The following is a 13448-nucleotide window of genomic DNA, read 5'->3' on the forward strand; positions in this document are numbered from 1 at the left end:
GGGTATAATTACGGCCTTCCTTTCGCCCCACGTCGCCACCTCGCGCGACTCATCGACGTCAGTCCAGCCCATGGCTCACTTCTCGTGTTTTCCCGGCGCTTCGGCCCTCTCCGATTTCCGTCAAACCCGTCTGCTCGACACGCTCAGGCAAATCGACGGCAACATCGTCGCGGTGCGCGGCCAGTTCCTGCACTTCGTCAATGCTGCCGAGCCGCTGACGGCCGACGACAGCGCGCGCATCGACGCGCTGATGCACTACGGCGCGCCGTTCGTGCCGGCGGCCGAGAAGGGCGCGGCCGAGACCTTCGTCGTACTGCCGCGCTTCGGCACGGTTTCGCCGTGGGCGAGCAAGGCGACCGACATCGCGCAGCACTGCGGCCTCACGCGCGTGCGCCGCATCGAGCGCGGCGTCGAGTTCACGGTCACGCTGAAGTCGGGCTTGCTCGGCGGCAAGAAGGCGCTGTCCGACGACGCGCGCGCAGCCGTCGCGGCCGCGCTGCATGACCGGATGACCGAAAGCGTGGTCGCGGCGCGCGACGACGCGAAGCACCTGTTCGACGAACTGCCGGCCAAGCCGCTGACGAGCGTCGACGTGCTGGGCGTGGGCCGCGGCGCGCTCGAACGCGCGAACGTCGAGCTGGGCCTGGCGCTCGCCGACGACGAGATCGACTACCTGGTCGACGCGTTCCGCAAGCTCGAACGCAACCCGACCGACGTGGAACTGATGATGTTCGCGCAGGCGAACAGCGAGCACTGCCGCCACAAGATCTTCAACGCGCAATGGACGATCGACGGCGAGGCGCAGGACATGTCGCTGTTCGCGATGATCCGCAACACCGAGAAGCTGAGCCCGCAGGGCACGATCGTCGCGTATTCGGACAACTCGTCGATCATGGTCGGCGCCGAAGCCGAGCGCTGGTTCCCGCGCAACGCGGGCGCGACCGGCGAGCCGGGCGAGCGCTACGGCCGCCACACCGAGCTCACGCACACGCTGATGAAGGTCGAGACGCACAACCACCCGACGGCGATCTCGCCGTTCCCGGGCGCGGCGACCGGCGCGGGCGGCGAGATCCGCGACGAAGGCGCGACGGGCCGCGGTGCGCGCCCGAAGGCCGGCCTCACGGGCTTCACCGTGTCGAACCTCGATCTGCCCGACGCACGCCAGTCGTGGGAAAACGCACGCGATGCGGCCCAGCCGGTCGGTGAGCGCAACCCGAACGACGCACACGGCCCGTACGGCCGTCCGGACCGCATCGCGTCGCCGCTGCAGATCATGATCGACGGCCCGCTCGGCGGCGCCGCGTTCAACAACGAATTCGGCCGCCCGAACCTCGGCGGCTACTTCCGTGTGTACGAGCAGAACGTCGACGGCCAGGTGCGCGGCTATCACAAGCCGATCATGATCGCGGGCGGCCTCGGCAACATCGCCGATCAACATACGCACAAGCACGACGTGCCGGCAGGCTCGCTGCTGATCCAGATCGGCGGCCCCGGCATGCGGATCGGCATGGGCGGCGGCGCCGCGAGCTCGATGGCGACCGGCGCGAACACGGCCGAACTCGACTTCGACTCGGTGCAGCGCGGCAACCCCGAAATCGAGCGGCGCGCGCAGGAAGTGATCAACGGCTGCTGGCAGCTCGGCGCGGACAACCCGATCCTGAGCATCCACGACGTCGGCGCGGGCGGCCTGTCGAACGCGTTCCCCGAAATCGTCGACGGCGCCGGCAAGGGCGCACGCTTCGAGCTGCGCAAGGTCGCGCTCGAGGAATCGGGCCTGTCGCCGCGCGAAATCTGGTCGAACGAAGCGCAGGAGCGCTACGTGCTGGCGATCGCGCCGGCCGACCTGCCGCGCTTCGAGGCGATCTGCGTACGTGAGCGTTGCCCGTTCGCGGTGGTCGGTGTCGCGACCGACGAACGCCAGTTGAAACTCGTCGACGACGAGGCGACCGGCGCCGACGAATACCCGGTCGACATGCCGATGGAAGTGCTGCTCGGCAAGCCGCCGCGCATGCATCGCGACGTCGCGCGCGTGGCGACCGAGCGCGCGCCGGTCGACGTGACGGGCATCGCGCTGTCGGAAGTCGCGGTCGACGTGCTGAAGCACCCGACGGTCGGCAGCAAGTCGTTCCTGATCACGATCGGCGACCGTTCGGTCGGCGGCACGTCGGTGCGCGACCAGATGGTGGGCCCGTGGCAGGTGCCGGTGGCCGACTGCGCGGTCACCGCGCTCGACTACAAGGGCTTCAAGGGCGAGGCGATGACGATGGCCGAGCGCACGCCGCTCGCGGTGATCGACGCGCCGGCATCGGGCCGCATGGCGGTCGGCGAGGCGATCACGAACATCGCGAGCGCGCCGATCGCGTCGCTCGACAAGCTGAAGCTGTCGGCCAACTGGATGGCCGCATGCGGCACCGCCGGCGAGGACGCCGCGCTGTTCGACACGGTCAGGGCGATCGGCATGGAGCTGTGCCCGGCGCTCGGGATCGGCATCCCGGTCGGCAAGGATTCGCTGTCGATGAAGACGAAGTGGGACGAGCAGGGCGTCGCGAAGGAAGTCGTGTCGCCGGTGTCGCTGATCATTTCCGCGTTCGCGCCGGTCGAGGATGTGCGCCGTCACCTGACGCCGCAACTGCGCCGCGCCGCCGATGCCGGCGACAGCGTGCTGATCGCGATCGATCTCGGCCGCGGCAAGAACCGGATGGGCGGCAGCATCTTCGCGCAGGTCACGCAGCAGGTCGGCGACGCCACGCCGGACGTCGACGACGCGCAAGACCTGAAGCGTTTCTTCGACGCGATCCAGTCGCTCAATGCGCAGGACAAGCTGCTGGCGTACCACGACCGCTCGGACGGCGGCCTGTGGGCGACGGTGTGCGAAATGGCGTTCGCGGGCCACACGGGCGTGTCGCTGAACGTCGACATGCTGACGCTCGACCCGAATCACGAATCCGACTACGGCGACGCGAAGGACTGGGCCAAGCAGACGAGCGGCCGCCGCGACGACCGCACGCTGCGCGCGCTGTTCTCCGAGGAACTCGGCGCCGTCGTGCAGGTGCGTTCGGCCGACCGCGACGCAGTGCTCGGCGTATTGCGCGAGTTTGGCCTGTCGACGTGCTCGCACGTGATCGGGTCGGTGAACGATCGCGACGTGATCGAGGTGTACCGCGATGCGAAGAAGGTCTTCGACGCACCGCGCGTCGAACTGCATCGCGCATGGAGCGAAGTGAGCTGGCGCATCGCGCGCCTGCGGGACAACCCCGCGTGCGCGGATGCCGAATACGACGCGCTGCTCGACGCGGCCGATCCGGGCATTTCGCCGGTGCTGGGTTTCGATCCGGCCGACGACGTCGCCGCGCCGTTCATCGCGACGGGCGCGCGTCCGCGCGTCGCGATCCTGCGCGAGCAGGGCGTGAACTCGCATCTCGAGACGGCTTACGCGTTCGACCGCGCGGGCTTCGATGCGCACGACGTGCACATGAGCGACCTGCTCGCCGGCCGTGCGACGCTCGCCGATTTCGCGGGCGCGGTCGCATGCGGCGGCTTCTCGTACGGTGACGTTCTGGGCGCGGGCGAAGGCTGGGCGAAGACGATCCGCTTCAACGCGAACCTCGCCGACATGTTCTCGGCATTCTTCGCGCGTCCCGACACGTTCGCGCTCGGCATCTGCAATGGCTGCCAGATGCTGTCGAGCCTCGCATCGATGATCCCGGGCGCCGAAGCATGGCCGAAGTTCACGCGCAACAAGTCCGAGCAGTTCGAGGCGCGTTTCTCGTTCGTCGAGGTGCAGCAATCGCCGTCGATCTTCTTCGCGGGGATGGAAGGCTCGCGGATTCCGGTCGCGGTCGCGCACGGCGAAGGCTATGCGGACTTCTCGCAGCAGGGCGACATCGATCGCGTCGCGGTTTCGATGCGTTTCGTCGACCATCGCGGCGAAGCGACCGAGCGCTATCCGTTCAATCCGAACGGGTCGCCGGCCGGCATCACGTCGGTCACGACGGCCGACGGCCGCTTCTCGGTGCTGATGCCGCACATGGAGCGCGTGCACCGTACGGTCGCGATGAGCTGGCACCCGGAAGGCTGGGGTGAGGCGAGCCCGTGGATGCGCGTGTTCCGCAACGCGCGCCGCTGGATCGGCTGACACGGATGATGGTCGATCCGAACGCACCCGTCGAGGTCGTCACGTTGCGCGACGAGCGCAAGCGCGACGTCGATGCGATCGGCCGCGTGATCGTCGCCGCGTTCGCGGGCGAGCCGCAGGGCGGCGAGTTCGAGCGGCGGATCGTCGACGCGCTGCGCGCGGACGGTGCGTTGAGCGTCTCGCTCGTCGCGGAGCGCGACGGCCGCATCATCGGTCACGTCGCGTGCTCGCCGGTGTCGATCGGCGGCGAACCGTCCGGCAACCAGGGCTGGTACGGGCTGGCGCCGCTCGCGGTGCTGCCCGAATGCCAGCGGCAGAGCGTCGGCGCGGGGCTGGTGCGCACGGCGCTCGACGCGTTGCGCCGGCTGGGCGCGCGCGGCTGCGTCGTGCTCGGCGATCCCGCGTACTACGCGCGGTTCGGGTTCGAGCCGTCCGGCGACATCGTGTTTCCGGACGTGCCGCCCGAGTATTTCCTCGCGCAGTCGTTCGACGCAGTCGCTCCGCGGCCGTCGGGTGCCGTTCGCTATCACGACGTGTTCTATCCCGCTTAGCGAACGCGGCGGGGCGGCCGGTTGCCGGCCGGTGTGACGATGGCCGCTCTTCGGAGCGGCTTTTTTATTGCACGGCGGCCAAGGCGGCCGCACGCACGCCGCGCGCCAAAACAAAAAGCCGCTCCGAGGAGCGGCCTTTCGATCTGCGCGTACGGCGTGCGCGGGCGTTACTGGATCTTCGCCTGCTGGCGCAGGCCTTCCTCGAACGCCTGCAGCTTCTGCTGCACGAGTTGCTGCGCGATCTGCGCCTTCACCTGCTCGAGCGGCGGCGGTGCGATGTCGCGGATGTCGTCGACGCGGATGATGTGCCAGCCGAACTGCGTCTTCACCGGGGCATCGGTCATCTGGCCTTTCTGCAGCTTCTGCGCGGCCGCCGCGAATTCCGGCACGTACGCCTTCGGGTCCGACCAGTCGAGATCGCCGCCGTTCTTGCCCGAACCCGGATCCTTCGAGTATTGCTTCGCGAGATCCTCGAACTTCGCGCCGGCCTTGATCTTCGCGATCAGGTCCTTCGCCTGCTGCTCGTTGTCGACGAGGATGTGGTGCAGGTGATATTCGCGGTTGCCGCCGACGCCCTTGACGAGCTCGTCGTAACGCGCCTTCACCTCGGCGTCGGTCGGCTGGTTCTTCTTCAGGAAGTTCTCGATCATCGAACGCAGCACGACGGTCTGCTGCGCGACTGCCACCTGCGCCTTCACGTCCGGACGGTTCGGGATGCCTTCGCGGATCGCTTCCTGCATCAGGATTTCGCGGTTCACGAGTTCCTGGCGCACGGCCTGCTGCAGTTGCGGGCCGTCGGTCTGTCCTTGCTGGACGAGCTGCGCGACCATCGCGTCGGCGCGCGATTTCGGAATCGGCGTGCCGTTGACGACGGCGATGTTCTGGGCAAATGCCGGTGCCGCCGCGAATGCGGCCGCCGCAACCCACAGGCGGGGGGATTTCAGGATCATCGGGAATTCCTAATGAGACTAGATTGAAGATTCGTTGAATTCTTCGGGCGTGTAAGCCACGATCGCAAGCGCGTGAATGCCGCGCTGCATCGCATCGGCGAGCGCATCATACACCAGCCGGTGCCGCGCGACGCGCGGCTTGCCCGCGAAGGCGGCCGACACGATCGTGACCGTGTAATGGCCGCCGGAGGACGCGCCGGCGTGGCCCGCGTGCTGCGCGCTGTCGTCGCGCACGGCGAGCGACAGCGGGGCGAGCGACGCGGTGAGGCGCGCTTCGATCAGGGCGATGCGCTCGTCGGGCGAGGCGTGGAGAAAGGCGTCCGTCATGTCACTCGTCCTTCAGGTACTTCGTGAGCCACAGGCTCTGCAGGATGATGAACACGACCATTGCGCCCGTCGTGCCGAACAGCTTGAAGTTCACCCACTGCGATTCGGTAAAGTTGTGCACCACGTACAGGTTCGCGACGCCGAGCACCGCGAAGAACAGCGCCCATGCGACGTTCAGCTTGTCCCACACGGGGTGCGGCAGCGTGAGCTGCTTGCCCATCATCTTCTCGATCAGGTTGTTGCCGAACGCATAGCGCGCGGCGAGCAGCCCGATCGCAAACAGCCAGTACAGCACAGTCGGTTTCCATTGAATGAATTTCTCGTCATGCAGGACGAGGGTGGCGCCGCCGAAGACGACGATCACGCCGAGGCTGACCCACAGCATCGTGTCGACCTTCCGGTGCCGGAAGGCCACCCACGCGACCTGGGCCAGCGTCGCGACGATCGCGACAGCCGTGGCGGTGAAGATGCCCCAGACCTTGAAGGCGGCAAAAAACAGGATGATCGGAAACAGATCGAACAGGAATTTCATGGCGCTCGCAGCTGCGTGAAAGGCCGCTTGCGCGGCCTTTCACCGTTGTAGGGACCCGCCAGGCATCGCCGTCGCGGATCGGGGCGGCCGGCCCGAGGCTGGCCGCCCGGCAGATCCGCCCGGCGCCGCTCATTCGTTTTCGGGTCGGGACTCGAAGTTTAACGCAGCCGAATTGATGCAGTAGCGCAAACCGGTCTGGTCGCGCGGGCCGTCCTCGAACACGTGGCCGAGATGCGCGCCGCAATGGTTGCAGCGAACCTCCACGCGCACCATCCCGTGCGAGTAGTCGACCTTTTCGTCGATCACTTCGCCGTTGAGCGGCTTGAAGTAGCTGGGCCAGCCGCAGCCCGAGTGGAACTTGGCGCCGGATTCGAACAGCGGCGTGCTGCAGACGACGCATTTGTAGATGCCGGCGTCCTCGGTGTCGGTGTACTCGCCGGTAAAGGCGCGCTCGGTCGCCGCGTGCTGCGTGACCTCGTACTGCATCGGCGTGAGCCGGCGGCGCAGCTCGGCGTCGTCCTTCCGGTACGGGAAGGTCTTGTCGTCGGAATCGTGGGACATGGGGGTTCTCCTGATCGGTCGGTCGATACGCGCGGGTTGGGTTCAGGACGAGCAGCTCACTTCGAGCGACCCGGCCCAGTCGGGCGGCAACGCCGCGTACGCTTCATGCTCGGGCTGTTCGTCGAACGGCCGGCGCAGGATCTGCGCGAGCCGCTCGACTTCCGAAAAATCCTTCTCCTTCGCGCGCCGGATCGCCACTTCGGCCAGATGGTTGCGAAGCACGTATTTCGGGTTCGCGCGGTTCATCGCGGCCGCGCGTGCCGCGTCGTCGCGTGTTTCCTCGGACAGCCGCGCGCGGTAGAGGTTCGCCCACGCATCGAATGCGTCGCGGTCGATGAACAGGTCGCGCACCGGCGCGTCGCGGCTCGCGTCGTGCTTCGAGATCTGCGCGAGCCGGCGGAACGTCAGCGTGAAATCCGCGTGGCTCGCGTGCATCGTCTCGAGCAGCTTGTTCGCGAGTTCGGCGTCGTTCTCGCGTTCGAGCGCGAGGCCGAGCTTCGCGCGCATCGCGCGTTCGAGCGCGGGGCCGAACCGTTCCGGGAACGTCGCGAGCACGGCCTGCGCATCCTCCACGGCCCGCTCGGCGCGCGCGTCGTCGTCCGCGATGCCGTGCTGCAGCGCGATCAGCGGCAACAGCGCCTGCGCGAGGCAGTAGCAGTTCCAGTGCGCGATGCGCGGCTGCATCCGGTACGCGTAGCGGCCGCTGGTGTCCGAGTGGTTGCAGATGTGGTTCGCGTCGAACGCATCGACGAAGCCGAACGGCCCGTAGTCGATCGTCACGCCGAGGATCGACATGTTGTCGGTGTTCATCACGCCGTGACAGAAACCGACCGCCTGCCATTGCGCGACGAGGTCGGCCGTGCGCAACGTCACGGCCTCGAGCAGCGCGAGGTAAGGATCGTCCGCATCGCGGCAATCCGGATAGAAGCGGTCGATCACGTGGTCGGCGAGCTGGCGCAGCAGGTCGGGGCGATCGTTCGAGAAGAAGTGTTCGAAGTGCCCGAAGCGCACGAAGCTCTCCGACACGCGCGTGACGACGGCCGACGTCTCGATCTCCTCGCGCACCACCGGCTGGTCGGAGCCGATCACCGTCAGCGCGCGGGTGGTCGGGATGCCGAGATGATGCATCGCTTCCGAGCACAGGAATTCGCGGATCGACGAGCGCAGCACCGCGCGGCCGTCGCCCATGCGCGAGTACGGCGTGCGGCCGCTGCCTTTCAGTTGCAGCTCGTAGCGGCGCCCGTCGGCACCGGTGCGTTCGCCGATCGTCAGCGCGCGGCCGTCGCCGAGCTGGCCGGCCCACACGCCGAACTGATGGCCGGAATAGACCGACGCGTACGGCAGTGCGTTCGCGGGCCAGTCGCGCGTCGGGTTGCCGGCGAACAGCTCGGCGAACCCGGGCTGCGCGGCGATCGATGGCGGCAGGCCGAGCAGTTGCGCGACTTCGTCGGAATGGCCGACGACGTACGGCGCGGCGAGCGGCGCGGCCGGCAGCCGTGTATGGAACGCGGCGCCGAGCGCGACGAACGCGCCTTCGGCGGGCGCGCCGAGCGTGGCGGCGAGGTCGGGGAGGGTGTCAGCCGCATCGGCTGCGCTTCGGGAAAACGACATGTTGAGCGCCTCTGGGTAAGCCGATATTGTAAGGCGGCGCCGCGCCGCCCGCATGGCGGCGCGCGTGCCGTGCGCCGCGGCCCGTCCGGGGCCGTTGGCGGGCGCGCGGCACAGGCTGGTCACCGATTCGCATCCTCACGGAGAACAAGACGATGGGTAAGCCGTTGCTGGGCCAGATGATGGACGTGCCGCTGCTGGTCTCCTCGCTGATCGCGCATGCCGCGCGGCACGCGGGCGACACCGAGATCGTGTCGAAGCGCATCGAGGGCGATCTGCATCGCTACACGTACCGCGATTGCGAACGCCGCGCGAAGCAGCTCGCGCAGGCGCTGGCACGGCTCGGCGTCGAACCCGGCGATCGCGTCGGTACGCTGGCGTGGAACGGCTACCGGCACCTGGAGGCGTATTACGGCATCGGCGGCATGGGCGCGGTGTGCCACACGATCAACCCGCGCCTGTTTCCCGAGCAGATCGCGTACATCGTCAATCACGCGGAAGACCGCTACGTCTTCTTCGACATCAATTTCGCTCCGCTCGTCGATGCGATCGCGCCGCAGTGCCCGCACGTGAAGGGCTGGGTCGCGATGACGGACGCCGCGCACCTGCCGTCCGGCGCGACGCCGTTCCTCTGCTACGAAACGCTCGTCGAAGCCGAGGACGGCCGCTACGACTGGCCGCGCCTCGACGAGCAGCAGGCGTCGGGGCTCTGCTACACGTCGGGCACGACCGGCAACCCGAAGGGCGTGCTGTATTCGAACCGCTCGACCGTGCTGCACGCGTACGGCGCCGCGCTGCCCGATGCGATGAACCTGTCCGCGATGGACGCCGTGCTGCCGGTCGTGCCGATGTTTCACGTCAACGCGTGGGGGCTGCCGTACGCGGTGCCGCTCACGGGCGGCAAGCTGGTGCTGCCCGGCAAGGATCTCGACGGAAAATCGCTGTACGAGCTGATGGAGGCCGAGCGCGTGACGTACTCCGCGGGCGTGCCGACGGTATGGCTCGGCCTGCTCAACTACATGCGCGAAGCCGGCGTGCGCTTCTCGACGCTGAACCGCACGGTGATCGGCGGTTCCGCGTGCCCGCCCGCGATGCTGCGCACGTTCGAGGACGAGTACGGCGTGCGCGTGATCCATGCGTGGGGGATGACCGAACTGTCGCCGCTCGGCACGCTCGCGAAGCTCAACTGGGCGCAGTCGCAGCGGCCGCTCGACGCGCAGCGCGCGCTGCTCGAGAAGCAGGGGCGCGTGATCTGCGGCGTCGACATGCGCATCGTCGGCGAGGACGGCCACGCGCTGCCGTGGGACGGCGTCGCGTTCGGCGAACTGCAGGTGCGCGGGCCGTGGGTGATCGACCGCTACTTTCGCGGCGATACGTCGCCGCTGTCGGATGGCTGGTTCCCGACCGGCGACGTCGCGACGATCGATCCCGACGGCTTCCTGCAGATCACCGACCGCAGCAAGGACGTGATCAAGTCGGGCGGCGAGTGGATCAGCTCGATCGACATCGAGAACGTCGCCATCGCGCACCCGGGGGTGGCCGAGGCGGCCTGCATCGCGTGCGCGCACCCGAAATGGACCGAGCGCCCGCTGCTCGTCGTGGTGCCCCGCGAAGGCGCGAACCTGAGCCGCGACGCGCTGCTCGCGTTCTACGAAGGCAAGGTCGCGAAATGGTGGATTCCCGACGACGTCGTGTTCGTCGAGTCGCTGCCGCACACCGCGACCGGCAAGCTGCAGAAGCTGAAGCTGCGCGAGACGTTCCGCGATTACGTGCTGCCGACGGCGGCCTGCGAGCCGTAATTGTTGCGCCCGGGCCGGCGGCGGCCCGCGAGCCGGTCGCCCGATCCGTCCCCGGATCGGGAACAAAATTCAAATTGAACGACCGTGCTTTTTCGTTGTATGCTGCCTCCGTTCGATCCGGACATGCGGCCGTTCGACCGCGCACAATGAAGCGCAGCCACCCCGGCGCGCGATGCATGGAGGCAGGCAGATGGCAGTGGATTACTCGACTCGCGACGGCGTGGCCGTCCTCACGCTCAACAATCCGCCCGTCAACGGGCTCGGCCTGTCGACCCGCCGGGGCCTCATGGACGGGCTCGAGCGCGCCGCGCAGGATCCGTCGGTCACGGCCATCGTGCTGACCGGCGCGGGACGCGCATTCTCGGGCGGCGCCGACATCACCGAATTCGGCACGCCGAAGGCCCTGCAGGAGCCGACGCTGCACACCGTGATCCGCGCGGTGGAGGCGAGCGCGAAGCCCGTCGTCGCGGCGCTGCACAGCGTCGTGATGGGCGGCGGCCTCGAGCTGGCGCTCGGCGCGCATTACCGCGTCGCGGCGCCCGGCGCGCAGGTCGCGCTGCCCGAGGTGAAGCTCGGCCTGCTGCCGGGCGCGGGCGGCACGCAGCGCCTGCCGCGAGCGGTGGGGCTCGAAACCGCGCTGAACATGATCGTGTCGGGCGCGCCCGTGCCGTCGGAGCAACTCGCGAAGAGCGGGCTGTTCGACGCAATGGCCGATGGCGACCTGCTCGACGCGGCCGTCGCGCTCGCGCGCCAGGCCGGCGCCCGGCAGGGGCCGCATCCGCGCGTGCGCGATCGCGAGATCGTCCACGCGAACGCCGCGGGCTTCATCCAGTTCGCGCGCAATTCCGCGCAGGCCGCCGCGCCGAATTTCCCCGCGCCGCACAAGTGCATCGACGCGATCGAGGCCGGCGTGCTGCACGGTTTCGACAAGGGCAGCATTGCCGAGCGCGAGGGTTTCATCGCGCTGATGATGACGCCGGAAAGCCGCGCGCTGCGGCACGCGTTTTTCGGCGAGCGCGCGGCGAGCAAGATTCCCGATGTGCCGGCCGATACGCCGCTGCGCGAGATTCGCCGCGTCGGCGTGATCGGCGCCGGCACGATGGGCGGCGGGATCGCGATGAATTTCGTCAACGCGGGCCTGCCCGTCACGCTGCTCGAGACGAAGCAGGAGGCGCTCGAGCGCGGCGTCGCGACGATCCGCAAGAACTACGACGCGCAGGTGAAGAAGGGCAAGCTCACGCAGGAGAAGCTCGACGCGCGCATGGCGCTGATCACGCCGACGCTGTCCTACGACGACCTGAAGGACGCCGACCTGATCGTCGAGGCCGTATTCGAGGAACTCGGCGTGAAGGAGCAGGTGTTCCGCCGCCTCGACGAAGTCGCGAAGCCGGGCGCGATCCTCGCGTCGAACACGTCGACGCTCGACGTCGACCGGATCGCGGCGTTCACGAAACGTCCCCAGGATGTCGTCGGCATGCACTTCTTCAGCCCGGCGAACGTGATGAAGCTGCTCGAGGTCGTGCGCGGCGCGCAGACCGCGAAGGACGTGCTCGCGACCGTGATGGCGGTCGCGAAGAAGATCCGCAAGACGGCGGTCGTGTCCGGCGTGTGCGACGGCTTCATCGGCAACCGGATGATCGAGCAGTACATCCGTCAGGCGCTGTTCATGCTCGAGGAGGGCGCGCTGCCCGCGCAGGTCGACCGCGCGATCGAGAAGTTCGGCTTCGCGATGGGCCCGTTCCGGATGAGCGACCTCGCCGGCAACGACATCGGCTGGGCGATCCGCAAGCGCCGCTACGTCGAGCAGCCCGACCTGCATTACTCGAAGATCGCCGACCGCCTGTGCGAGCAAGGCCGCTTCGGCCAGAAGACGGGCGCCGGCTGGTACGACTACGTGCCGGGCGAGCGCAAGGCGAAGCCGTCGTCGGTCGTCGACGAGCTGGTCGTCGCGTATGCGAAGGAGCGCGGCGTCGAGCGGCGCAAGATCGGCGACGACGAGATCGTCGAGCGGCTGGTGTTCGCGCTCGTCAACGAAGGCGCGAAGATCCTCGAGGAGAAGATCGCGTCGAAGGCGTCCGACATCGACATGGTCTACCTGACCGGCTATGGCTTCCCGCTGTGGCGCGGCGGCCCGATGCTGTACGCGGACACGGTCGGCCTCTACAACGTCGAGCGCGCGATTCGCCGCTACGCGGCCGCGCCGAACGGCGACGCGTGGCAGCTCGCACCGTCCATCGCGGCGCTGGCGGAAGCCGGCCGCGGGTTCAACGGCTGACGCACCGCATGGCGGCGCGGCCGATTCCGTCTGGAGACATGCGATGAAACGCACCGACGACGTACTGCTCGTGATCGACGTGCAATACGACTTCATGCCGGGCGGCGCGCTCGCGGTGCCGGACGGCGATGCGGTCGTGCCGGCGATCAACGCGCTGGCCCGGCGCTTCGACCAGGTCGTGCTGACGCAGGACTGGCATCCGCGCGAACACGTGTCGTTCGCGGCGAACCATCCGGGCCGCGAGCCGTTCTCCACGCTCGCGCTGCCGTACGGCGAGCAGGTGCTGTGGCCCGTGCACTGCGTGCAGGACACCGACGGCGCGGCGCTGCATCGCGACCTCGACATTCCGCATGCGCGGCTCGTGATCCGCAAGGGCGGCGACGCACAGGTCGACAGCTATTCGGCGTTCGTCGAGGCCGACCGCACGACGCGCACGGGGCTCGCGGGCTATCTGCGCGAGCTCGGCGCGAAGCGCGTGTGGTGCTGCGGGCTCGCGACCGACTATTGCGTCGCGTGGTCGGCGCTCGATGCGCGCGCGGCCGGTTTCGAGGCCGCGGTGATCAACGATGCGTGCCGTGCGATCGACCTGAACGGGTCGCTCGCGCGCGCATGGCAGCAGATGCAGGCGGCGGGCGTCGCACACGTGACGTCCGCGGGCGCGCGCCCGGCGGCGTAGCGCATTTCCCCATCCGAATCAGGACATGAAGCAG

10 protein-coding genes are annotated in these 13448 nt (G+C 68.5%); 5 read left to right on the forward strand and 5 right to left on the reverse strand.

Features of this window, described 5'->3' with window-relative positions:
• Window positions 1–70 precede the first annotated feature (70 nt).
• Window positions 71–4135 (forward strand): phosphoribosylformylglycinamidine synthase, encoded by a 4065-nt coding sequence (gene purL, locus GQ57_RS33015; RefSeq protein ID WP_031399276.1) that lies wholly within the window; start codon window positions 71–73, stop codon window positions 4133–4135.
• 5 nt (window positions 4136–4140) lie between these two features.
• Window positions 4141–4686 carry a GNAT family N-acetyltransferase gene (locus GQ57_RS33020; RefSeq protein WP_031399275.1) on the forward strand — a complete coding sequence of 182 codons (546 nt, stop codon included), beginning with the start codon at window positions 4141–4143 and terminating at the stop codon, window positions 4684–4686.
• Window positions 4687–4853: 167 nt separating this feature from the next.
• Here GQ57_RS33020 and GQ57_RS33025 read toward each other — a convergent pair whose 3' ends face one another.
• The 5 genes from GQ57_RS33025 to GQ57_RS33045 form a co-directional block, all read right to left on the reverse strand.
• Complete coding sequence (locus GQ57_RS33025; RefSeq protein WP_031399274.1) at window positions 4854–5636, reverse strand: peptidylprolyl isomerase; 783 nt, start codon at window positions 5634–5636, stop codon at window positions 4854–4856.
• Window positions 5637–5654: 18 nt separating this feature from the next.
• The gene (locus GQ57_RS33030; RefSeq protein WP_031399273.1) at window positions 5655–5963 is read right to left on the reverse strand and encodes a BolA family protein; all 309 of its coding nucleotides are present in this window, start codon (window positions 5961–5963) and stop codon (window positions 5655–5657) included.
• A 1-nt stretch (window position 5964) separates the two neighbouring features.
• Window positions 5965–6495 (reverse strand): septation protein A, encoded by a 531-nt coding sequence (locus tag GQ57_RS33035; RefSeq protein ID WP_011352350.1) that lies wholly within the window; start codon window positions 6493–6495, stop codon window positions 5965–5967.
• Between the two features lie 129 nt (window positions 6496–6624).
• A complete protein-coding gene (gene msrB / locus GQ57_RS33040; RefSeq protein ID WP_031399272.1) occupies window positions 6625–7056 on the reverse strand; it encodes a peptide-methionine (R)-S-oxide reductase MsrB in 432 nt (143 codons plus the stop codon).
• Window positions 7057–7098: 42 nt separating this feature from the next.
• Entirely contained in the window at window positions 7099–8667 is a 1569-nt protein-coding gene (locus GQ57_RS33045; protein ID WP_031399271.1) for a protein adenylyltransferase SelO, read from the reverse strand.
• A gap of 152 nt (window positions 8668–8819) precedes the next feature.
• On the opposite strand from GQ57_RS33045, the gene GQ57_RS33050 reads away from it, so the two are divergent.
• The 3 genes from GQ57_RS33050 (at window position 8820) to pncA (ending at window position 13414) form a co-directional block, all read left to right on the forward strand.
• The gene (locus GQ57_RS33050; protein WP_031399270.1) at window positions 8820–10463 is read left to right on the forward strand and encodes a 3-(methylthio)propionyl-CoA ligase; all 1644 of its coding nucleotides are present in this window, start codon (window positions 8820–8822) and stop codon (window positions 10461–10463) included.
• A 190-nt stretch (window positions 10464–10653) separates the two neighbouring features.
• Window positions 10654–12738, forward strand: coding sequence for a 3-hydroxyacyl-CoA dehydrogenase NAD-binding domain-containing protein (locus GQ57_RS33055; RefSeq protein ID WP_031399269.1), 2085 nt, complete (start codon window positions 10654–10656; stop codon window positions 12736–12738).
• Window positions 12739–12781: 43 nt separating this feature from the next.
• Window positions 12782–13414 carry a bifunctional nicotinamidase/pyrazinamidase gene (pncA, locus tag GQ57_RS33060; RefSeq protein WP_031399268.1) on the forward strand — a complete coding sequence of 211 codons (633 nt, stop codon included), beginning with the start codon at window positions 12782–12784 and terminating at the stop codon, window positions 13412–13414.
• Window positions 13415–13448: the final 34 nt, after the last annotated feature.

The sequence above is a fragment of the Burkholderia sp. MSh2 genome, from assembly GCF_000731655.1.
GTDB lineage: Bacteria > Pseudomonadota > Gammaproteobacteria > Burkholderiales > Burkholderiaceae > Burkholderia > Burkholderia paludis.